The sequence below is a fragment of the Rhodothermales bacterium genome (genome assembly GCA_034439735.1).
Taxonomy (GTDB): Bacteria; Bacteroidota; Rhodothermia; order Rhodothermales; family JAHQVL01; genus JAWKNW01.
In genome coordinates, this window is the sequence record JAWXAX010000167.1 from 19,886 (window position 1) to 41,860 (window position 21,975).

Genomic DNA, 21,975 nt, shown 5'->3' on the forward strand with positions numbered 1-21,975 from the left:
AGGGTGTTGTGAGATGAAATAGGTAGCGTTAATTCCAGCCGGCGAGCCGTTTGAACTCGGCCGGCAGGAGGATTCGGTTGGATTCGAGCACGCGGAGCACCTCCCGCGACTCGTCGTCGGACGCGACGGGCTCCCGGCCGCCGAGGAGGTGTGCGATAAACGCCGCCGCCTCGCGGCCGCGGGTGTAAGAAGCCTGAAGGACGTCGCCCCGCTTGCGGAGCAGGTCTCGGAAGAGCGGCAGGCTCAGGCGCCTCATTTCGATCAGGTAGGTGGCTCCGACGCACATCGACACGAGGTGCATGGTGATTTTATCGATCCCGTAGGTTTCGCGGGAAGACAGCGAGCCGTGCTGGACGAGCCGCATGTAGCGGCCGGCGCGCGCGATCCGCACCCGGCGCTCCGGGAAGCGGGCGCAGAGGCGGGCGAGGAAGACATAGTCTTCGCTCACCTTAAAAAACGATTCAGGCTCCGTGCCCCGCAGGTCGGCCGGCCGAAAGAGACTGCCGAGGGTCAGCACCTGCATTTCGCCGGTGGCCACGAGGTAACAGAGCAGCTCGAAGCCGGTCTTGCCGTCGAACCCGCGGCGGTCGTACTGGAGGTTCATCTGGAGGGACTCGTTGAAGGCGAAGACCGCCGGCATGGCGGTGAAGAGCGCCGGGGCGTCCATGTCCATCAGCGCCGTCGCCTCATCCAGGAACGCATCCGCCTCGTTCAGGAAGTCGTCGTCGTCGCAGAACCCCATGTAGGGCGTGTCGGCCAGGGCGATGCCCGCGCCGCGGGTGCAGGCGACGCCGCGGTTGGTGTCGTAGTGATGGATGTGGATGTCGGGCCGGCCAGCGGTCAGCAGGTCGAGGTCCGCCCTCGTCGTGGCGCTGGCGCCGTCGCAGACGATCTGGAGCGGCAGTCCATCCCACAGCCCCTCCTCCAGGTACAGGGAGAAATACCGGAGGCGGTCGAACAGCGGCATGACAAACGTCACGTCGGCGTGTCGACTGGCGCCTCGCGGCGTGGCGCGGGCTTTCTGGAGTTCGAGGATGCTGTTCATAGGAAGGGCGATACAAGACGTGTGTTGGCCCCGAGGTCAAAAACCCTGCCATCGCCCGACAGGTCGCGCGGCAGGTCGTCGGCCGCACGCCGTAACGAACACCGGGCCGTTGCCGGTGCCTCGCCGGCCGATCGTCGGGCAATTTCCGCCCCTGATTCAGGAAACTTATGCCCGCATTCCGGAGGTGATTGGACCCCTGCGCGACGCAGATCCCCCCATGCCGGCATGGCAAGTCTTTTGTACATCCCCCCTCCACGCAACTCCTACACATCGGTCACCTTCATGCTGCTCCGACTCGAAAACAGCTATCAATCCATGACGTCGCACGTCCGCCAGGTGGAGCGGATCGCGAACAACCTCGCCAACGCCAGCACGGTCGGCTTCCGGAAGGACCGCTCATTCGTCGAGGTGCTGGCCGAGGGGCTCGACAAAGAAGAGTCACCCTACAGCACGCGCCAGCTCGGGCACTGGGTGGACCAGCAGCAGGGCAGCCTCGAGCAGACCGGCGGTTCGCTGGATGTGGCCCTGAACGGCGAAGGGTTCTTCGTTCTCTCCGACCCCGATACCGGGGCCACACGCTATACCCGCGCCGGCCATTTCCTCACGGATGAGGAGGGCACACTCCGCGCGCCGAACGGCCTCGTCGTCGAGGGCCAGGCCGGCCCGATCACCATCCCCGAGGACGCGGTGACCGTCGAGATCCGCCGCAACGGCGACGTGATCGTGGACGACAGCCTGGTAGGGACCCTGCGCGTCGTCCGCTTCGACGCGCCGGAACAGCTGACCCGCATCGACGCGGCCTCGTTCCTCGCGAACGGTGTCGAACCGCAGGACATCGACGAGCCGGCCGTCATCCAGGGCCAGCTCGAAAACAGCAACGTAGACGCCGTCCGCGAGATGAGCGAACTCATCGCCTACAGCCGTCTCTTCGAAGCCCAACAAAAAACCCTGACCACCGTCGACGGCTACCTCGAACGCGCCACGCGCGAATTGAGCCGGTTCTGATTGGTTACAGGTTTACAGGTTGCAGGTTACAGGTTCTCAAACTTGCTGCCTTCAACCTGTAAACCTGCAACCTGCAAACCTGCAAACCTGCAACTTTCCAACCTGCAACCAACATGTTAAGAGCACTCTGGACCGCCGCGCTGGGCATGCAAGCCCAGCAACAGGGCGTTGACAACATCGCCAATAACCTCGCCAACGCGAACACGACGGGGTACAAACACTCCAAGATCGTATTTCAGGACCTGCTGTATCAGACGGTCCGCGCCCCGAGTGAGGGAGACTCGGGGACGACGCAGCCGGCGACGTTGCAGATGGGCCATGGCGCCACGGCTATCGCCACCGTCCGCAATTTCCAACAGGGCGGCCTGACCGAGACGCAGAATCCGCTCGATATCGCCATCAACGGCGAGGGCTTCCTCCAGGTCACCCGGCAGGACGGCACGGTGGCCTACACCCGCGACGGCACATTCACGCTGAACGCCGAGGGCACCATCGTCACCCAGAGCGGTCTCCGCCTGGAGCCCGAAATCTCGATCCCGCCAGATGCCAGCCGGGTGGATATTTCGCAGGATGGGGTGGTGATGGCCACGATCCCGGGGGATGTTACTCCCGTAGAACTCGGTCAGATCGAGCTCGCTCGTTTCAACAACGACAGCGGCTTGCTGGCCATCGGCGGCAACCTCTATGAGCAGACCAACGCCAGCGGCGAGCCCATCATCGGGACGCCTGGCCAGGAGGGTCTGGGTGGGTTGATCCAGGGCTATCTGGAGAACTCGAACGTGCAGGTGGTCCAGGAAATGGTCAACCTCATCACGGCCCAGCGCGCCTACGAATTGAACACGAAGGTGGTTACCACGGCCGACCAGATGCTGCAGCAGGCCAACCAGATTAAGCGGTAATTAAGGCAACATGAAAAAGGCAAAAGGCAAAATCGGGTTTGTACGGGGTCCGCGGTTTATGTGGAACTTCCCCCTTCGTGGGGCGCCTTTTGCCCTTTGCCTTTCTTGTTTTTCCTTTTTCCTTTCCTCTTTTGCCTTTTGCCTTCCTTCCCCGGCGCAGCCGGGCAAGGCGCGGATTCTAGCGGCGGCGCGGGCCGCGCTGGATGCCGCGTATCCCGAGCAGGCCGGCCGGCTTGACGTACGGCTGGTGCGGACAGGGGGCGAACTCCCGGACGACGGCCCGCTCCGCCTCGTGCTGCCCCCCGGCAACGCCCTCCCCCGGGGCAGGCTTCAGGCCGACCTCGAACGACAAGAGGTTGATGGCATCTGGCTGGAAAGCGGCTGGGCGCAGATCTATATCGCCCATTTTGACTCGGTCGCCACGCCGATCCGTACAGTCAACAAAGACGAAAAGATCGACTCCGGGGATGTGGCCTTTGCCTGGATTGAAACCACACGGTTTGCCGGGGAGCCGCTTACGCCGGCCCTCTTCCGCGAACTGGCGGTCGGACCGCTCTTCGCACATCGGCACCTCGGCGCGGACCGCGCCCTGCAGCGTGACGACGTGCGGCCGGCGTACGCGGCAACCACCGGAGAACCGGTGGAGATGACGTACCGGCGGGAGCGCCTGCTCCTTTCGATCAAAGGCCAGGCCCGATCGCAGGGCTTTGTCGGCGACAGCATTCGGCTGTATGCGCCGGCGACCAAAACCATGTATAAAGTCCGCCTCACCGGCCCCGGCGCCGCGGAGTGGATCGAAACCTTGAAGTAACCCATGAAAAACGCCCGACGCATCCTGATCCTTAGCGGACTCGTGACGTTGTCCTTCCTCTTCCCCTCCCTGTCCGCGGCCCAGCGCTCCATGTTCGCCGACATCAAGGCCTATCGGATCGGGGATGCGATCACGATCAACCTGGCCGAGCGGACCGCCGCCGAGCGCGAGAGCCAGTGGGAGCGCAGCAGCCGGTCCAACCTCGACAGCGGCAGCAGCCTCGACGCCGGCGCCACGCTGAACGGGCAATTCGGCGTAAACGCCTCGTTTCAGAATGACGCCGAGCGGAGAAACGGAAGCGTTCAGTCGGACCTTCTCCGGGGCACCATGACGGCGCTCATCGTCGCCGTGGATTCGCTTTCGGGCAACCTGGTCGTCCAGGGCGAACGCAGCCTCAATGTGAACGGCGAGACGCACTTGATGGAGGTGCGCGGGATGGTGCGGCCGTTCGACATCCTCGGCGACAACTCCGTCCTCTCGTACCAGCTGGCCAACGCCAACATCGTCTACAAACGCGCCGGCGGCGTCAAGCGCGCCTTCCTCGGCCCCGGCGCCATCACGGGCATCGCGACGGTGATCGCCATCGGAGCGGCCGCCTATGTCGGGATGCAACAGTAGGGACACGACACATCGTGTCCCTACCTGAAGACCGCACATTCCCTTCAGGCCTGTCATCCCCAACTCGATGGGGGGATCCATTCAAGGCGGGATGGTGCCATGGATTACATCGTAAGTCGCTTCGCTCGTTTCCCGCCTTCGCGGGAGCCTGCCCCCGGCTTTGACCGGGGGATGACGAATAGAGTGTAGTGCAATTCTCAACGGTTCCTTCGAAAAAATGCACATTCCCCTTTTATCCTCTCCGACCGTAGTGCTGGTCGTGGCGCTGCTCGCGGCGGTAGCGCCGGCGGCGCGGGCGCAGAATGCCGGCGAAGTGCGGCTCAAGGATCTGGTTTCGATCGAGTCGACCTCCCCGACCCAGTTGACGGGCTACGGCCTCGTCGTGGGCCTGGACCGCACCGGCGACCGGGCCCGCGGGGAGCGCGGCTCGCCCCACACGATCCGCAGCATCGCCAACATGTTGCAGCGGTTCGGGATCGCCGTGGACCCCGAGCAGCTCGCCTCCCGCAACGCGGCGGCCGTCATCGTCACCGCCGTGCTGGACCCCTTCAGTAGCCCCGGGAGCCTCATCGACGCCACGGTGTCCGCCATCGGGGACGCCACGAGTCTTTCGGGCGGCATCCTGATCCAGACGCCCCTCCAGAACCCGATCACCGGCGAGGTATTCGCCATGGCGCAGGGCCCGATCTCGACCGGCTCTGTGCTTGCCTCCAGCCTGGGCTCGTCGGTGAAGATCAATCATACCAACACGGGCCGCATCCCCAACGGGGCGCTCGTGTCACGGCAGGTGCCACTCAACTTCGCGAACCGGACGGATATCGGGTTGCTCATCAAGGAGCCCGACTTCACCAACGCCACACGGGTCGCCGAGGCGATCAACGGCCTTTATGCGGACGCCGCGACGGTAGAGCACGCCGGCCTCGTGCGGGTCCTGATGCCGCCCGACGTGGGCGGCGTGCCTGGTCTGATGGCCTCGCTGGAGGATTTGCGGATCAGCGTCGACGTGCCGGCGCGGCTGGTCGTCAACGAGCGGTCCGGCATCATCGTCGCCGGCGGCAACGTCCGCGTCAGCGAGGTGATGCTCACGTACGGCAGCATCGTCATCTCCACGCAGGTGGATCCCTTCGTCTCTCAACCGAACCCCCTCGCCCAGGGCCAAACCGTCCAGGGCGCCGCCGGCACGGCCAACATCGAAGAAAGTGGCACCCGCTCCGTCGTTCTCGCCCCGAACTCGGACGTCAACCAGCTCGCCGCTGCCCTCAACGAACTCGGCCTCACGGCCCGCGACGTGATCGGCATCTTCCAGGCGATTGAACGTGCCGGGGCGTTGCAAGGCGAACTGATCATCTTATGAGTCAAGGACTATTACCTATTAAAAATTGAACATTACACAGGTACACATTAAACCGCATCGCCCCATGTCCATCCAACCTCTTTCTCCCGACCCGGCGCGCGGCGCCAGCCCGGACTTGCTCGGCCGCGCTTCCAACCCCGAGGAGGCGGCGAAGGCGTTTGAGCACGTGCTCGTGCAGCAATTCGTGAAGACCCTCACGGATCCACTCTTCAAGACATCGCTCAGCGGCGACGAGGGGCCGGGTTGGATGAAGGCCTACGGCGACACCCAGCGGTCTATGCTGACCGACGTGTTGACAGGGCACCTGGTCGACGAGAAGACCTTCGGCCTGGCCGACCTCCTCCTATCGCAATGGCAACGCCAGGCCGGCGCCGAAGACCCTTCTGACATCGCCGCCTCAGACGCCGACGGCGCGGCCTCTATCAAGCCCTTAACGCCCTGATCCCATGGAACTGCCGACTCCTGCCCTCGCCACCGACACGCTCCTCGATCAATCCCGGCGCCTCGCGGGGAAGCTCGACGAGCACCGGGCCGCCTTGCGCGCCCTCGAAGCCAGCATCGAGGCCCAGATGGCCGCGATGCGGACGCGTGAATCCGCCGAGGTGCGCGAGACGACGCTGTCGGCGAACGACCGGCTGCATGCCCTGACAAGGCTGTACGAAGAGCAGGAAGCGCTGATGGCCGGCATCGCCGCGTCGCTGGGCTGGGAGGATGATCGGCCCTCGATCGTCAAGCTGGCCGCGCATCTCGAGCAGGTTCGCGGCGGCGAGGAAACCGCCCGGGCGCTGCTCGAAACCCGCACGGCCATCACCGAGCTGGCCGCGGTGACACGCGAAAAGAGCGAAGAGCTGGCCTATACGCTGCAATACGCCCTTCATCTGGGCAAAGAGCTGATCCAGGCGGTGCAAGCCGTCCATCAACCCGTCCCGATCTCCCTGTACACGCCTCGCGGTAAGACCACGATCGGCGGTAAAACGCGCCCCATCGTCAACCGAATGGGGTAAGCCGTCCGTCCGGACCGCCCTTCGCACCACGCCCAAGCAGAGCCTATCATGAGCATCAACCAGCTAATCGAGCTCACGCGGAGGTCCTTCCGCACGACCAGCGCCGTCATCAACACGATCGGCCAGAATATCGCCAACGAGAACACCGAAGGCTTCTCGCGCCGGCGTGTGACGCTCGAATCGGCGTCAAGCGCGAGCGCGGGCGTGCAGATTTACACCCCGATGGGGTCCGCGACGGGCATCGGCGTTTCGATCAACGACATCGACCGGGTGCGGGACCAGGTGCTGGCCGCGGCGACCTGGGAGGCGAACGCCGGCCTCGGAGCGTCCGATGAAGAAGCGCGCATCATGAGCGCGCTCGAGAACCTCTTCCCCATCAACAGCGACGCGTCCCTGTCGAACCTGCTCAACAACTTCTGGAACGGGTGGAGCGATGTCGCCGACACGCCGACCAACCTGTCGGCCCGCGTTTCCCTTCAGAACCGCGCCGAGAGCCTCGCGCTGGCGATGAATCGGATCTCGACCGACATCGACCGCCTCCAGGACGATAGCATCGTAGAGCTCGCTCAGACGGTTGAGGACTTCAACACCCGGCTCGACGAGCTGGCCCGGCTCAACCAGCGCATTGCGAGCGGGCGGGCGGGCAACGCGCCCGACCTGGCCGGCGAGGACCGGCGCGACCAGCTCATCAAAGAGATGTCCGAGATGGCGCCCCTGCAGGTTCGGGTGGACGACCAGCATATGTATAACGTCACGATCCAGGGCATGGTCGTGCTCCAGGGGGATACCGTCGAACACCTCGAGCTGGACACCTCCGGCGTGCTGCCGACCCTCTCGTACGAGACCACCGGGATCTCCTTTAACCCGACGCCCGGCGATGACGGCCGGCTCGGCGCCCTCATGCGCGCTCTGACCGTCGCCTACCCGGATGCGCGCCAGGAGCTGGACGATCTCGCGGCCGCGCTGGTGGACCGGATCAACACCCTTCATTCCGGGGGCTTCGGCATCAACGGGAGCACAGGCCTCAACTTCTTTGACCCGGCCGGCGTAACGGCCGGCTCGATCGCGCTTTCCGCCGACATCGACGACCCCCGCGCCATCGCCGCCTCCGATGACCCCGACCCGACTGTCCAGAGCGATAACGACGTCGCTCTGGCCATCCTGGCCGAACGGCTCGTCGATCAGGCTGGCCTCGGCAACCAGACCTTCGAAAACCATGCGGTTAACTTGACCAGCGGCATCGGCGCGCAGGTGGAGCGCGCAAACGATCAGTACGAGGGGCATCTGGCCGTCGTGAACTATCTCGGCGCACTCGAACGCGGCGTGTCCGCCGTGTCGATCAACGATGAGCTTGCCAATCTCATTCTCTATCAGCAGACCTTCGCCGCCGCCGCCCGCGTCCTGGGCACCGCGCAGACGATGATGGATACACTGCTGGCCCTGCCATGACGTATCTCCGCGGCACATTACCCTCTGCATTCTAAACCCTGAATCCCAACGCATCATGAGTATGGAATCCAGCGCCGTATCGCGCGCCATGAGCCTTTCGACGGTCGCCTTCCAGGGCAACCTGCTCAACAAGCAGCGCAACCTGGCGATCGCGCAGGAGCAGCTCACCTCGGGCCTCCGGATCAACCGCGCATCCGACGACGCCGCTGGCTACGCCCGGGCCCGGCAGTACGAGCAGTTGCAGAACCGCTACGACCAGTACGAGCGCTCGATGGGGGTGGCCCGGAGCTGGGTCGACCAAACGAGCGACAACCTGGAGGGGCTGGCCAATCTGTTCGCCGAGGCCTACGAAAGCAGTGTCCGCGCCACGAATGAGTCACTCGACGATGGAGAGCGCGACACGATCGCCTCGCTGGTGGACACCCTGATGGGAAGCACGATCGACCTACTGAACGAGCAGATCGACGACGAGTACCTCTACGCCGGCACCCGCTCCACCGTCAAGCCCTTCGCCATCGACGCGACCGATCCTACGGCCGACACGGCCGGCGTCGTGTATTACGGAAACGACCAGCCACGCCCGCGGGCGATCGGGCCGGACGTCACGATGGACGTCGCGGTGAGCGGGGACCAGGTGGTCAATGTCGATCGGGACGGCGACGGGGTCACCGACTTCACGATCACCGAGGCCCTTCAGAACCTGGCCGATGCCCTGCGCTCGAACGACACCGAGGCCATCGCCAGCAGCGTCGGCAAGATCCAGGGAGCGCTGGACCACCTGGTGGAACTGACCTCCGAGATTGGCACCCGGGGTAATAAACTGACCCTGGCCGAGGATCAGCTGCTGGACGCCGGCACGACCATCGCCCAGCACCGGTCGCGTATCGAGGACGCCGACTTCGCCGAGACGATCATCGCCCTTCAGAAGACCCAGGCCGACCTCGAGAATTCGCTCCAGATCGCCGGCCGCATCCTCAGCGTCTCGCTGCTTAATTACATTTAGCGGCTCTTCCATGATTGGTTACGCGAAAGGGTCGTGGCTCCAGGAGCTCGTCATCTTATCACATCCAGGAACCTGACACCTGTAACCCGTAACCTGTAACCCATTACTCACATGCGCTCCGCCTCCTCCCTCTCTACCGGCCCATCCTTTTTGTCGGCCTACCGGCTTCCGGTTCTGACGCTTCCCGAGACGACCCGGCTGCCGGATATCGCGCCGGACGTCCTGCCGGCGGTGATGCACAAGGACGCCGACCCTCGCAATATCTCGCTGCGGATGATTCTCGGGGACAAGCTCCCGTTGCCAGACCAGGATCAAGCCGCTATGCATGCCGCTCTCGCCGCGTCGTTCCTACAGGCTGGCGACCTGAAGAAGGCGCGCCGCCACGCCGAGCAGTCGGTTGCGTTTTACCGCAAACAGTGGGCGGGGCACCGGGTCCTGGTGGACGTACTCATGGCGCATAAGGGGTTTGTAGAAGCAGCCGCGGTGATCGCCGGCTTCAAGCCGCCCGCGAAACCGGCGGCGTGGGACCGGGCGCTGCCGCTCCGAGAGTGGAATTTATGCGCGGCGGCCTGCGCGTGGCGGCTCAAGGCGTGGGACACCGTCGCCGAACGGTTGGCCGAGGCGTTCCCGGAGGGGCTCGCATCGATGCCGGCCGCCCTCCTGGAGGACTATTTCCGGCTCACACTCTACCGCAACCAGCCCGACGAAGCCGGCCGCGTCGCCGCGACGCTCATGACCACCAACACACTCGAATTCAATGACGAATTACTCCAGACCCTGGTGCAGCAGGGGTGGACGCAGCAGGCGCTCCCCCTCTACCGCTCCGCCTTCACCAAGGACCCCCGGAACCAGTTGCTCCGCCGGCGCCTTGTGGCGCTGTGTATTCGCGAAGGCAACATCGAGGAAGCGCGCCGGCTGACGGCGCCTGGCGCCCTGGATATGAACGCCCGCGCGAGCTCCTGATTCCTTACGACTCGTTACGAAAGCCGGCGCAGCCCCCTGTGCCGGCTTTTTTGCGTTCCCCCGCGATTCTCCTCAAAACGCTCAACGCCCAAACGTGCAACGCATCAACGCCGATCCATCTACACAATCATTTTTGTAAGCATCGCCTTAAGGCAGGACAGGGCACGACGATACAATTTTCAGAATGATCTTTCACGCCAGAACCGAACCATTCACAAACCAAACAACACGACCATGGGAGCATTTGGAGATCTGTCTCGCATTAATACCAACGTCCAATCGATGGGCGCTTTGAATCAGTTGTACCGCACGAACATGAACCTCGGCATGCGGCAGTTTCGGCTGGCCAGCGGCAGCAGGATCAACCAGGCGGAGGACGATTCAGCCGGTTACTCTATCTCGCAGAAGCTGGGAGCCCGGCTTCGCGGTCAGGCTCAGGCCCTCTCGAACATCGGCGACGCCAAAAGCATGTTGACGGTGGCCGAGGGCGCTTTGAACACCATCATGGACATCCTCGCCACGATGAAAGAGAAGGTGATCCAGGGCGGCAACGACACACTGGGCAGCGAAGAACGCTCCCTCGTGAAGTCCCAGTTGAACAGCCTTTCCACGGAGATCAACTCCGTGATCAGCAGCGCGCTGTTCCTGAGCCGCGGCATCTTTTCGTCGACCGCACTTAGCTTTATGGTCGGCCCGTCCAGCAATCACCTGTTCCAGGTGGCCGTAGGCGCCATATCGGCCGGCGGACTGGGCGTAGGCTCGGCCAACCTCGCGGTGGCATCGGCCCAATCGGCGGCGGCGTCGTTGGGCGGAATTGACCGTAGCATTTCTACCATTGCGAGCATCATGGCCGGCCTGGGTAACTCCCAACTGGCGCTGAGCTATAAGCAAGATAACCTTTCCACCTCGATCATCACCAACGAGTCGGCCAAGAGTCGTATCTCCGACGCCGACTTTGCCAAGGAGCAAATGGAGATCGCCAAGCTGCAGATTCTGCAGCAGACGGGGCTCAACGCGCTGGTTAACGCCAACGTAGCGCCCCAGTCGATCCTTGCGTTACTCCAGTAGGCGGATGAAACGAGGAAGGCGGCCTTCGGGCCGCCAACCTGAAATCACCCCCGAGGACCCGTTCCCGCCGCCGATCCCTCTCTCGCAAACGGAGGCCGGCACGCGGGGACACAAGGACCCAATAACAAAGTGAGTCCGGGGCGGTGCTCGCACCACCACCCCGAACCCCACTCACTCCTAGCCAATAACCAACACAAACGGAGGAAGGAACATGGCATTCGGAGATTTAACTCGCATTAACACCAACATTCAATCGATGCAATCGCTCTTCGAGCTGCAGAAATCGAATTCCGAACTTGGAATGCGACAGCTGCGACTCGCAACGGGCACCCGCATCAACAGCGCCGAACAGGACTCGGCCGGATTCTCGATCGGCACGAAGCTCGAATCGCGTGTCCGCGGTCAGGCGCAGGCGCTGGCGAATATTGGTGATGCGAAAAGTATGTTGACAATTGCCGAAGGCAGCCTGGGCACCATTCAGGAAATCCTGATGACCATGAAGGAAAAGGTGATCCAGGGCGCCAACGACACGGTCGGTAGTTTCGAGCGAACGCTGATCAACAATCAGCTCAAGGCGCTCTCGACTGAAATCAACTCGATTATCAGTACTTCGACGTTCAACGGCGTGTCCGTATTCACCGCCGGCACCTTCTCTTTCCAGGTCGGCGCCAGCAGCTCGGATACGTTCGCTGTGACAGTTGGAGCTATTTCGGCCGGCGCGCTCGGTGTATCGTCCACCTCGTTGAACGTATCGTCCGCAGCATCCGCGACGGGATCGCTCTCCGGAATCGATAACGCCATCGATTCCATCGCCAGCACACTGGGCAGCCTGGGTGACAACCAGTTGGCGCTCTCCTTCAAGGAGGAGAACCTCAACATCAACATGATCAACCAGGAATCGGCCCGCAGCCGGATCATGGACGCCGACTTCGCCAAAGAACAGATCGAGATCGTGAAGCTGCAGATCCTGCAGCAGACCGGTATCGCCGCTGTCTCGCAGGCGAACACGGGTCCGCAGATCGTGCTGTCCCTGCTCTAGGGGTTTAAACCCAGAAACGGGACGGTTCTGGCAAGCATGCTCCCGTGGGTCGGCAGACCCACCGGTCTGCCGAGAACACCCCTCCGAGAAATCGGGGGGGTGTTCTTTATTTTCAGGGGGACGCCTCATCAAACACCCACGCTGGCCCGGGCGAAAGCCCCTTGCAGCGCCGTGATATAGGTTTGGACGACCTGAGGATCGTACGCCCCTTCCGCGCTCAGCGCCTCGAAGGCACGCGCCTGTTTTTCCAGCCCGATGCCGCGGCATGCGAGGGTCAGGTGTCGCAGCAGGATGCTCGGATTGATGACAAATCGGATGTACGCACCGGTCTGTTCGCTGATCGTGTAGGACTGAAGCAGCATGAGCATGCCGTCTTCCGTCTGCCCTGCGCGGATCAGTGCGATCCCCGTCAGATAGTACCCTACCGGCTCGCGCGGATTCAGGGCCAGCATTTCGTTGCAGTGCACGAGCGTCTCGGGGTACCGCTGGAGGCGCATCTCCGTCTGGGCGCCCAGAAGCCGTGTGTAATAGGCATTCTCGGGCGTCAATTTCGAATAGTCGATGCTGCGGAATAGCCGCGCAGCCTCTTCATTTCGCCGCATGATGTAATAGATGAGGCCGAGCTGGTAGCCGTAGTAGGCGCGGTAGATGTCCGACCGGGGATGGTCGTATTCCTGGCGGAGGAGGTCGATGCGCGTCTTGTATTTCTTGACCATCTCGGGCTCGGAGAGCGCGTAGCCGGTGTGCACGATCTCGGCGTCGAGGCGGACGATCTGCCGTCCGGTCTGCTTGGCGTGCGCGGCGATGGCCTCCATCACCTGGTTGTGGACGCTCCCCATGTACCGGATGTCCGGATGATTCCGGAGGATCCGCTCCTGCCAGAACACATCGGCCTCGACGACATTCGCCTCGCCGAGCAGGTTCTTGACCGGCAGCAGCATGGCGGCGTAGTCGAGCAGGCCGAGGCTTTCGCGGATGCGTTTCCAGGCCGCCGGCTGCTCGATGTACTCGTCCCCATCGAGGATGAGGATGAAGTCCGACGTCGCCAGGTTCAGGCTATGGTTGCGCGCGAGGGCGAACGAGCCCGGCCACACAATCTCGTCGTATACGTCGGCATAACGACGTGCGATGGCCTGCGTACCGTCGGTCGACCCGGTATCGACGATCACAATCTCGTCGATATGCGGGCGGGCGAACGCCAGACACTTTTCAAGCGTCTTCGACTCGTTCTTGACGATCATGCACAGGGACAGGCTCGGCGCGGCGCCGACAGAGCGTGGCATCGGGGTCTGTTGCGTCATCATCTATTCAGTGCTGGACGTTTCGCGTTGAACGGTTTGGCCGTTTGACTTGCTTGATCAGAGCGTTGACAAACCGGCCGGCTCGTTCGAGAACTGCATGGCCTTATGATAATACTGCTCGGCAGCGCTCTCCTTCTCGAACGTTTGGCAGGCTTCGGCGGCGTAGTAGTAGACCTGGGCCGGGTCGACCTGGAAGTGGAACGGCTCGGTCCGCTCGGCCTCGCCGTCCAGCAGCTCGGCTGCGAACACCAGCATCTCAGCGCCGCTGCGGTGATGACCTTCCGCCCACAACGCCTGGCCGGCGAGGTGGTGAATGAGGGGTTCGTTTTCGGCCAGGTCCAGCGCGGCGTCCGCGTGATACATGGCCTGTTTATACCGTTCCTGCAAGATGCAGAGTTGCAGCGCCAGGACGCGCGCCGCAAGGGCATCGTCCGGCTCCACGCGTTCGATCGCCTCGTAGTCGATCCGCTCGAACAACTCGCCGGCGCGATCGAGGTCGCCGCTCTCCAGGGCGTTTTGCGCCGCGCTGAACTGTGCAAATGCTTCTTTCGAACGATCTTCCATGGTGCTCTTTGGGCTGGTGTTATAGAGAGTACGAACCCGAGAATCGGTTGCCCGGCCGTCGAATCCTCGAGCAGCCGCCGGCGCATTCCGGGCGTTTGATGGGGCCTTGAAGCCTTAAGCGTGCCAAATTGTGATGAACCCGCCACCGAATGCCTCCTTGTCCGGGTTTTGCCATGGCCTTGAGCGCAAGAATCGTTGCGGGCTGCATTTAAGAACTTGATTTCGTATCCGATAGCTTTCTAGTGCGCCTGGCAGACCGCCGCGAACTTCGGTAGAAAACGCGTTGGCGCTGGAAATTTCTTCCCCACAATCGGACCCTCCATACGGGATTTCCAGCGCGCTATCGGCGCTGCCGGCGTGTATGCGACTCATCATCCTAACGGGTACTGAATATGTACAGTAAGCACGCATCGGCTCAGTATCAGAGGCAAGATGTGTTATCGGCCTCTCCTGCACAGCTGATCGCCAAGCTTTACGACCTCGCGGTCCTCGCGTGCCACACGGGCGACCGTATCAAGCTGCGAAAAATCCTGATCGAACTGATCTCCTCCCTCAACTTCGAGGACGGGGGCGATCTGTCCGTTCGTCTCTCCCAGATCTACGAATTCTGCATGCGCGAGAGCATCTCCGGCGACCTCAACCTGGTCCATGAGATGCTCGACGACCTGCGGACGACGTGGAAACAGGGCTTCCTGGTGAATGCGACGGTGCCTCAATCCGCCGGCTGAAACCTTCTGCCCGATTGACCTTTCCTTGACCGCTCACCACTATGCTGAACAGCTCCGCCCTTCAGGCCTTCCGCCAGTCGGATCCGTACGAGGTCCTCATCTCCAATATCATCCTGCTGGAAAGCCAGAACCGGCAAAACCTGGAAGTCGAAAAACTCGCTCGAGAAACCCAGAAAAGCGTCCTCGGCGACCTCGGCAGCCGGCTGTCCGCCCTAGACGCCATCCTCGAACGCCTGACCGACCCGATCTCACATCCCTTCGATGGCCGGTCGATCGCGCTAGACAGCACGACCGGATTTACGGCCACCACGACGGATAACGCGGCCTTCGGGTCGCATAACATACTCGTAAACCGACTGGCCTCTTCGGACACCCGGCTCTCAAGTAAACATATTGCCTCGGCTACCTCGATCGTCAACGCCCTCGGCTCGGGGAATAAGTCTTTCACGATCAGCATAGCAAACCCGACCGAGGACGACCCGGACGCCCGCGAGTCTATCGCCATCTCGGTCAACATCACCGGCAGCACGGACGAAGAAGTCCTCACTCAGATCTCAAGCGCGATCAACACGGCCATGCTCGGGGCCATCAACAGCGAGACCATCGACCGCGACAACCGGTCTTACTCCTCGGTCATCAAGGAGACCACCGGCACCGCGCGGCTCTCGTTACGAGCCGGCCAGACAGGATATGGGAACCGACTCGAGTTCGCGGCCGACCCGGACGGCCTTCTCGCCCAGCTCGGCATCAGCAACAATGCGCTGGCCGCGGGCGGCGTCGGCGGATTCGCGACCGTCGTGGGCACCAGCGAGGAGACTTCCGAGCTAAACTCCAAATTCGTGCTGGACGGGCTGACGATCTACCGGGATTCCAACCTGGTCACGGATGCCCTCGAAGGCGTTTCGTTCACGCTGCGCCAGGTCACGACCGACCCCAGCGGCTTTACGGTAGCGCCTGATTCTTCGGGGATTGAGCAAGAGGTGGCGGACTTCATCCAGAAGTATAACGATATCTTGAGCTACGTCAAGAGTAAAAGCCTGGTGGATGGCGAATCGGGGGCGAGGGGCACTTTTGCTGGCGACACGGCCTTCACTTCGCTCCGTTTCAACATGCGCGAGGACCTCGTGAGGCTGGTCCCCGGCCAGCCGCTCGGCAGCCCACGCCAGATCACCGACCTCGGCATCAAGGTCAATACGGATGGCTCACTGAAGCTCGAAGACGCCGATGCGCTCATCGCGGCCGTCGAGGAGGACCCGGATGCCGTGCGCTCCTTCTTCGCCGGCGACGACGGCGTAGGCACTCGCCTGGCCGCCCGGATGGACGAATACCTGGGATTCCGGGGCGTCATCAAGCAACGTGAACTCAGCACGGACGAACGCATCCGTTCCCTCAACCACGACATAGCGGACGAAGACGACCGCCTCGCGCGCCGCGAAGACCGCCTGCGCGCCGAGTTCGCGAGACTCCAGCAAGCGCTCACCCTCTATCAGGGCCAATCAGCCAGCCTGTCGGCCTTCGGACGTTGACATGACGTATACCCTTCACCAGATGCTGGGGCTCGGGCAGCGTATCCTCCACGCCCTGGACAACGACGAGCTCGATACCTTCTTCCTGTTGTTCGATCAGCGCGAACACCTGCTGGAGGCGCTGGCGGAGCAAGACGCGGAGGGCGCCCTCTCGACGCCGGCCTGCCGCGCCCTCCTGCGCAAACTCGAACGCCAGGAGCAAACCATCGGCGATGCGCTTGCGGCCAAGGAACAGGAAAAGGAGCGACAGATCCACGAGCTGCAGCATCAGAAAAAAGCCCGGCGCACGTACGCCTCCCCCCGTGTGCCCCCCCAATGGCTCAACCCCGGCCTGACCGGCTAACGGCCTCCCCTACCGACCGCCCGCGCTCATCGATCCACACGGCGCACCACCGCGCCGGCAAAAAGAGTGGCGTCTCGCCCTGTTTCTGGCATATCTTATGTAACTATTCCCTCAGGAACGCGCCCCATGCGGGCTTTTGCTGTACCCTGAACCGGAACAGGCGTTTTTTTGAGCCCTTGGCCAGGCATGTTTTTCATGTATGCGGCACAATTCGCCGCACGTACCGACATGCTGGCGCTTCCGGTCGACACCCGGGCCGTTATGGAACGCGATCGGGTGGGCTCGTAGTCTTAGCGACATGCCATCATGAACATCGGGAACATCAACAAAGGAGGCCTCTCCCAGTCTAATCCGCTCAATCATCGGAAGATCGAGAAGACGGACCATGAAGGGCGCCAGCCCGCCCGGCCAGGCAACGATAAGGACGAAGCCCCGCACCGCGACAGCGTAGCCATTTCCGAAGCCGGCCGCCGGGCCCTCGAGGAGGAGCAGCGCAAGATGCAGGACCTGGACATGGCACGCCGCGTCTATGACGCCGAGGGCGCGTTGTCCGACGAGCGCCGGCAGGAAATCATGGCGCGGATCCAGTCGCAGTATTACAAAAACCCGGCGGTTATCGATCAGATCGTTGCGCGCCTCGGGGATGACCTCGGCGCCCCTTCCGACGGCTCGCTGGCGTAGGGTTTCGAGTTCCGGGTTCGAGGTTACATGCCATTGAACCTCACACCCGCAACATTGTACCCTTTTACCCCATGATAAAATCCTTCGATCGAGAGCCTCCCCGGTCGTCGGGGGTGGAGCCGGCGCGATCTTTCATCGCGGTGTTCAGGATTTCCGTCAGCTCGCTCGCGCGCACCGGCTTGGCCAGGTAGTAGTCGGCGCCGGAATTACGTCCGCGCATCTCGCCCAGTCGGGAGGCGGATCCCGTCACCATCACGATCGGAATGCTGTTCAGGTCGGGGTTTTCCTTGATCGCTTCCGTCGTCGCGTAGCCGTGCATCCCTTTCATGTGCACGTCGCACAGGATAACATCCGGCAAGTTCTTGGCCGCGGCATCGTACCCCTGCGCGCCATCTTCGGCGGTGAACACTTCGTAGTTGAGCTGGCGGAGCAAGTGTCCGACGACCTCCCTGAACGTGCGATCGTCGTCGATGATCAGGACGCGTTGCCGCCTGGCGTCTTTTCCCTGGGATTGCGCTTCTTGAGCCATGGTTCGTGCGAGTTGAAGGCCTGTATGGACGGGTAGATCCGATACATGACGTATCGACCATCGGCGCACCCCTTAATCCTGACGCGCTGCCCGCCCATTCCCTCACTCGTCGTCGAGCCCCCAAAACATAACGAGGCGCCGCCAATTTCCGGCAGCGCCTCGTTTTTTATGGGTATCCCATGACGGTGTGCGATCCTCACCCCATGAACCCGCTTTCGCGGTAGCGGCGGAGCTTGTTTCGGATCGTACGCGCGCTGATCCCCAGCTTTTCGGCGGCGCGCTGCTGGTTGTTGTTGGCTTCCGCGAGCGCCTTCATGATCATGATGCGCTCCATGTCCTCGATCGTCTGCGGATTGCCCTGCGGCCCCGCCCCAGCGCTCGTTTCGTGGGGCTCGGCATCCTGGAAGAAGTCGTTGAACACATCGTCGGCATTGATCACCGTGCGTTCGGCGGACAGGATGACCCCGCGCTGGATGACGTTTTCGAGCTGGCGTACGTTACCGGGCCAGGGGAACGTCTGCAATTTGGCGGTCAGATCCTCGGCGGCCGTCTTCGCCGGCAGGTCGTACAGCTGGCAATACTTTTCGATGAAATGCTCGGTGAGCAGCGGCACATCCGAAAGGCGTTCGCGGAGAGACGGCACCGTGAGCGGGAAGACCGAGAGGCGATGGAACAGGTCCTCCCGGAAGATGCCCGTCCTGATCGCCTCGTTGAGGTTCCGGTTGCTCGTCGCGATCACGCGGACGTCCACCTTCTTCACCTCGGACGAGCCGATCTTCTGAAATTCGTTTTCCTGGAGCACGCGAAGCAGTTTGGCCTGCACGACGAGGTCGATTTCCGTGATCTCATCCAGCAACAGGGTTCCGCCGTGGGCGACTTCGAAGGCGCCGACCATGTCGTCGATGGCGCCGGTGAAGGCGCCCTTCCGGTGGCCGAAGAGGTGGCTTTCGACGAGCTCGCGGGGCAGGTTCGCGCAATTGAGCGTGACGTATGGGCCGTTCGCCCGGTCGCTCATCTGATGGAGGAGCTTCGCGAGGATCTCCTTACCGGTGCCGCTTTCGCCCTGGATGAACACCGGGGCTTTGTTCTGGCTGACGCGCGGCATCAGCTTACGAAGGTTGCGAATCGACTGGTGTTCGCCGATGTATCGCACCTGACGAACCTTGGCCCGTGCCGCGGTGCCTTTCCGGGTACGGGGCTGCGTTTCGTCTGCTTCCTCCTGGTCCTCATCGCGGGAGCGGGCCAGGCACTGCTGCACCCGCTCCACCAGCTCGGTGGTCGAGAACGGCTTGGGGATGTAGTCTATCGCCCCATTCTGCATGGTGCGGACGGCGTGTTGGACGTTGTGGTGCGCGGTGATCATGATCACCCGGGTACGGGGGTACTCCTGGCGAATGTGAGCGAGCAACTCGAGACCGTCGACATCCGGCATCATGAAGTCTGTCACGACCAAATCGTACGCCTGGCGTTTTAATTCGGCGATGGCCTGGCCGGCGTCCGAACAGCATTTGACGCGCATACCATGGCGTGAAAACAACCGCTCGAAAAGACCGTGCAAGAGTTGCTCGTCGTCAACAAATAGTATCTGTGCCTGTTGCTCCATCTAGGTACTGCCGTGGCTAAGTAAAAAGCTTCAGATGGCGGCCGCGTTCAGCTGGTGAACGGCGCACCCATCCCTATGAATTGAACTGTGGCGGGCAGCCTGGCTCCCCGCCTAGAAGACGTGCTTGGTCGGCGTGTGAACGACCGCGTTCAAATCCTGTACCGCTACCGAATACATGCGCCATCGCTAGAGGTGCGGCGGACCGGCGCAGGGCCATCTCTGGAGAGCTCCCGCACGTGTGTTCGAGCGTTACGTCAGGCTGAACCATGGGCCAGTGCCCAACCCCCGACTCCTTGCGCGATCGCTAAAATACCGTCACAACGAAATGAACAGATCACGGAATCCCGCCGAAGATGCGTCAATAGTATGACGCAGGATATGCCCCACGACGGGTCCCGGTTGTCGGGGGACTGGTAACGATCTGCCCGGCTATTGTTCCGACGCCGTTCAAAATCCACCGCCCCCTTCCCGGCGCCGGCCGGCCGAGAAGCCACCTGCAAATCGGCAACTATTTCCCCGAAGCAGGCTGTTTTCTGCCCCCATGTTTTTCCTCGCGCCGGCTTAAGCCCGCCCGGAGCCGGCCGATACTTGCCCTCTATGGATTATTCGTCCCTCCGATGCGGGCGATTGCCGACATCTCCCGTGGCCGGCCCTGGCTACCCCCGTACGTGGCACGATGGTTGAATTCCGGCACTGGACCGTCACCAATCATACACGTTACGCCCTTCCATCATGGAACCAGGAAAGATCATCGACCCCCCGCTCATGGAGACCGACCGCGTACACCTGCTGCGGAATGCCCTTCAGGCGTACAACTGGCGGCTCAAGGCGCTCTCCAGCAACATGGCCAACCTCGACACGCCGGGCTATCAACGCCTCTCGGTGGCGTTCGAGGAAAAGCTCCAGGAAGTCCGCCACGCCATTCCCGGCCTCCGCGATGTGGTGGATGTAAAGCCCCGCATGCAGGTCCACGACGATGTCCCGATCATCGAGGACGAACTGATGAACCTGGCGGACGTGCAGATGCGCGGCCAGTTCAGCACGCGGGCGCTCCACGATCACTTCGAGATGGTCCGCATCGGCATCACCGGCCGCTAACCACCCCTCCCTTCACTCTGTACGCCGCACGACCATGCTTATCAACAAACACACCTTCAGCGTCTTCCACACCGTGGCCCGTGGCCTCGAAGCGCAGCGGCTGGCCATCAGCGCCTCCACCGACAACATCGCCAACGCCACGACCACGCGGAAGGCCGACGGTACGATGTATGCCATGAAGCGCCCCGTACACGAAGTGCCCGACGACCGGTACCGCCGCTTCGACAACATGCTCAACCAGATGCAGAGCTCGATGGCGACGCCGGACGGCCAGCACTTTGATGGCACCTCCCTACGCCGCCGGCTGCACGAAGCGGAGATGGGCCCGACGACTTCCATCGAGGACGATGCGGTCTACCGCACCGAATTCGACCCCTCGCACCCCCATGCCGACGAAAACGGATATGTCCTGTATCCGGACGTCAACGTGGTGGAGGAAATGGCCCGTCTGATCTCGGCCAATCGCATCTACGACGCCAACCTCTCGGCTTTCCAGACCTCCAAGGAGGTGATCAAGCGGACGCTCGAGATCTAACGCCCCGCCGCCTCTTTTGTGAATCCGTATCGCGACCAATCCTATGAACAACGGCATCCCTCCCTTTCGACCTACCGGCCCCGATTTCGATCAACGGCCGGCGTCCCGCACGGGCGCCGACTCCGAACCTGATGCCGCTGATGTGGCCAGAGGAGCGACCTCCGCCCCCGAGCCGGCCCCACCGACCGCGCGTACACGTCCCGCCGATGCCGCGGACGCCGCCTTTGGCGCCGCGCTCGATGGCGCCCTGGACCGTGCCGCCGGCACCGACCACGCGGCGGACCTCACGCCGGACGAACAGCAGATGATCCTGCGGTACTTCCCCGAAGCGCCAGGCCTCGCCCTGCGCCTCTACGATCAGACCTCCGCCTCCCGAAAAGTCGACCCCGGCGCTATCGGCGCGCGGGTCGACCTCCGCGGCTGATTCGACGCCTCTCACCTTCCCCGTACGATAATCCCTTCTTAGACCAGGAATCGCGATGCTCGTCGCCCAACTCCAACGCCTACACGACGCCTATCTCTTCGGAACCGACGAACCCGGCGCCCTCCCCCGCATCCAGACCCCGGGGGACACCGAACCGAAACACCACTTCGCGAACGCCCTGAAATCGGCCATCGACCAGGTGGACGACGCGCACACCGCTTCAGGCCAGCAGGTCGAGGCCTTCATCGCCGGCGAACAGGAAAACCTACACGAGGTGATGATCTCGATGAACCAGGCCCGGCTCTCCTTCCAGCTCATGGTGGAAGTCCGCAACAAACTCGTGGATGCGTACCACGAGCTGTTCAGGATGCAGATCTAGTTGGTT

At 62.6% G+C, this 21,975-nt stretch carries 25 protein-coding genes; 20 read left to right on the forward strand and 5 right to left on the reverse strand.

Annotated elements, in window-relative coordinates; genetic code table 11:
- Positions 1-28: 28 nt before the first annotated feature.
- The gene (locus SH809_12845; protein ID MDZ4700588.1) at positions 29-1,045 is read right to left on the reverse strand and encodes a glycosyltransferase family 2 protein; all 1,017 of its coding nucleotides are present in this window, start codon (positions 1,043-1,045) and stop codon (positions 29-31) included.
- Between the two features lie 225 nt (positions 1,046-1,270).
- Here SH809_12845 and SH809_12850 point away from each other — a divergent pair, with 225 nt between their 5' ends.
- The 12 genes from SH809_12850 (at position 1,271) to SH809_12905 (ending at position 12,258) form a co-directional block, all read left to right on the forward strand.
- Complete coding sequence (locus SH809_12850) at positions 1,271-2,050, forward strand: flagellar hook basal-body protein (protein MDZ4700589.1); 780 nt, start codon at positions 1,271-1,273, stop codon at positions 2,048-2,050.
- Positions 2,051-2,163: 113 nt separating this feature from the next.
- Positions 2,164-2,949 (forward strand): flagellar basal-body rod protein FlgG, encoded by a 786-nt coding sequence (gene flgG / locus SH809_12855; GenBank protein MDZ4700590.1) that lies wholly within the window; start codon positions 2,164-2,166, stop codon positions 2,947-2,949.
- Between the two features lie 10 nt (positions 2,950-2,959).
- Entirely contained in the window at positions 2,960-3,760 is an 801-nt protein-coding gene (locus tag SH809_12860; protein MDZ4700591.1) for a flagella basal body P-ring formation protein FlgA, read from the forward strand.
- 3 nt (positions 3,761-3,763) lie between these two features.
- Complete coding sequence (locus tag SH809_12865; protein ID MDZ4700592.1) at positions 3,764-4,378, forward strand: flagellar basal body L-ring protein FlgH; 615 nt, start codon at positions 3,764-3,766, stop codon at positions 4,376-4,378.
- Between the two features lie 217 nt (positions 4,379-4,595).
- Positions 4,596-5,732 carry a flagellar basal body P-ring protein FlgI gene (locus SH809_12870; protein MDZ4700593.1) on the forward strand — a complete coding sequence of 379 codons (1,137 nt, stop codon included), beginning with the start codon at positions 4,596-4,598 and terminating at the stop codon, positions 5,730-5,732.
- Positions 5,733-5,796: 64 nt separating this feature from the next.
- Positions 5,797-6,174, forward strand: a complete 378-nt coding sequence (locus tag SH809_12875; GenBank protein ID MDZ4700594.1) for a peptidoglycan hydrolase — start codon at positions 5,797-5,799, stop codon at positions 6,172-6,174.
- Between the two features lie 4 nt (positions 6,175-6,178).
- A complete protein-coding gene (gene flgN, locus SH809_12880; GenBank protein MDZ4700595.1) occupies positions 6,179-6,736 on the forward strand; it encodes a flagellar export chaperone FlgN in 558 nt (185 codons plus the stop codon).
- A gap of 48 nt (positions 6,737-6,784) precedes the next feature.
- The gene (gene flgK, locus SH809_12885) at positions 6,785-8,185 is read left to right on the forward strand and encodes a flagellar hook-associated protein FlgK (GenBank protein MDZ4700596.1); all 1,401 of its coding nucleotides are present in this window, start codon (positions 6,785-6,787) and stop codon (positions 8,183-8,185) included.
- Between the two features lie 55 nt (positions 8,186-8,240).
- Positions 8,241-9,188, forward strand: a complete 948-nt coding sequence (locus SH809_12890; protein ID MDZ4700597.1) for a flagellin — start codon at positions 8,241-8,243, stop codon at positions 9,186-9,188.
- A 111-nt stretch (positions 9,189-9,299) separates the two neighbouring features.
- Positions 9,300-10,151, forward strand: coding sequence for a tetratricopeptide repeat protein (locus tag SH809_12895; GenBank protein MDZ4700598.1), 852 nt, complete (start codon positions 9,300-9,302; stop codon positions 10,149-10,151).
- Between the two features lie 234 nt (positions 10,152-10,385).
- Positions 10,386-11,219 carry a flagellin gene (locus tag SH809_12900; GenBank protein MDZ4700599.1) on the forward strand — a complete coding sequence of 278 codons (834 nt, stop codon included), beginning with the start codon at positions 10,386-10,388 and terminating at the stop codon, positions 11,217-11,219.
- Positions 11,220-11,430: 211 nt separating this feature from the next.
- Positions 11,431-12,258, forward strand: a complete 828-nt coding sequence (locus SH809_12905; protein ID MDZ4700600.1) for a flagellin — start codon at positions 11,431-11,433, stop codon at positions 12,256-12,258.
- Between the two features lie 128 nt (positions 12,259-12,386).
- Here SH809_12905 and SH809_12910 read toward each other — a convergent pair whose 3' ends face one another.
- Together SH809_12910 and SH809_12915 are read right to left on the reverse strand one after the other, a co-directional pair.
- Complete coding sequence (locus SH809_12910) at positions 12,387-13,541, reverse strand: glycosyltransferase (GenBank protein MDZ4700601.1); 1,155 nt, start codon at positions 13,539-13,541, stop codon at positions 12,387-12,389.
- Positions 13,542-13,616: 75 nt separating this feature from the next.
- Entirely contained in the window at positions 13,617-14,123 is a 507-nt protein-coding gene (locus tag SH809_12915; GenBank protein ID MDZ4700602.1) for a hypothetical protein, read from the reverse strand.
- A 392-nt stretch (positions 14,124-14,515) separates the two neighbouring features.
- Between SH809_12915 and SH809_12920 the strand changes: the two genes are divergently transcribed.
- The 4 genes from SH809_12920 to SH809_12935 all read left to right on the forward strand — a co-directional run bounded on the left by SH809_12920 (position 14,516) and on the right by SH809_12935 (position 17,401).
- Positions 14,516-14,851, forward strand: a complete 336-nt coding sequence (locus SH809_12920) for a flagellar export chaperone FliS (protein MDZ4700603.1) — start codon at positions 14,516-14,518, stop codon at positions 14,849-14,851.
- 41 nt (positions 14,852-14,892) lie between these two features.
- Positions 14,893-16,377: a flagellar filament capping protein FliD gene (gene fliD / locus SH809_12925; GenBank protein MDZ4700604.1), complete on the forward strand. Its 1,485-nt coding sequence runs from the start codon at positions 14,893-14,895 to the stop codon at positions 16,375-16,377.
- Position 16,378: 1 nt separating this feature from the next.
- Positions 16,379-16,720, forward strand: a complete 342-nt coding sequence (locus tag SH809_12930) for a flagellar protein FliT (GenBank protein MDZ4700605.1) — start codon at positions 16,379-16,381, stop codon at positions 16,718-16,720.
- 306 nt (positions 16,721-17,026) lie between these two features.
- On the forward strand, positions 17,027-17,401 hold the full coding sequence (locus tag SH809_12935) for a hypothetical protein (GenBank protein ID MDZ4700606.1): 375 nt from the start codon (positions 17,027-17,029) through the stop codon (positions 17,399-17,401).
- A gap of 64 nt (positions 17,402-17,465) precedes the next feature.
- Here SH809_12935 and SH809_12940 read toward each other — a convergent pair whose 3' ends face one another.
- A complete protein-coding gene (locus SH809_12940; GenBank protein ID MDZ4700607.1) occupies positions 17,466-17,930 on the reverse strand; it encodes a response regulator in 465 nt (154 codons plus the stop codon).
- Between the two features lie 196 nt (positions 17,931-18,126).
- Positions 18,127-19,533, reverse strand: coding sequence for a sigma-54 dependent transcriptional regulator (locus tag SH809_12945; protein MDZ4700608.1), 1,407 nt, complete (start codon positions 19,531-19,533; stop codon positions 18,127-18,129).
- A gap of 732 nt (positions 19,534-20,265) precedes the next feature.
- Between SH809_12945 and SH809_12950 the strand changes: the two genes are divergently transcribed.
- From SH809_12950 to fliE, 4 genes are read left to right on the forward strand one after another with little or no spacing between them, the layout of a single operon-like run.
- Entirely contained in the window at positions 20,266-20,631 is a 366-nt protein-coding gene (locus tag SH809_12950) for a flagellar basal body protein (GenBank protein MDZ4700609.1), read from the forward strand.
- 34 nt (positions 20,632-20,665) lie between these two features.
- Positions 20,666-21,166: a flagellar basal body rod protein FlgC gene (gene flgC / locus SH809_12955; GenBank protein MDZ4700610.1), complete on the forward strand. Its 501-nt coding sequence runs from the start codon at positions 20,666-20,668 to the stop codon at positions 21,164-21,166.
- Between the two features lie 43 nt (positions 21,167-21,209).
- Positions 21,210-21,590 carry a hypothetical protein gene (locus SH809_12960; GenBank protein MDZ4700611.1) on the forward strand — a complete coding sequence of 127 codons (381 nt, stop codon included), beginning with the start codon at positions 21,210-21,212 and terminating at the stop codon, positions 21,588-21,590.
- 55 nt (positions 21,591-21,645) lie between these two features.
- Positions 21,646-21,969: a flagellar hook-basal body complex protein FliE gene (gene fliE / locus SH809_12965; GenBank protein ID MDZ4700612.1), complete on the forward strand. Its 324-nt coding sequence runs from the start codon at positions 21,646-21,648 to the stop codon at positions 21,967-21,969.
- Positions 21,970-21,975: the final 6 nt, after the last annotated feature.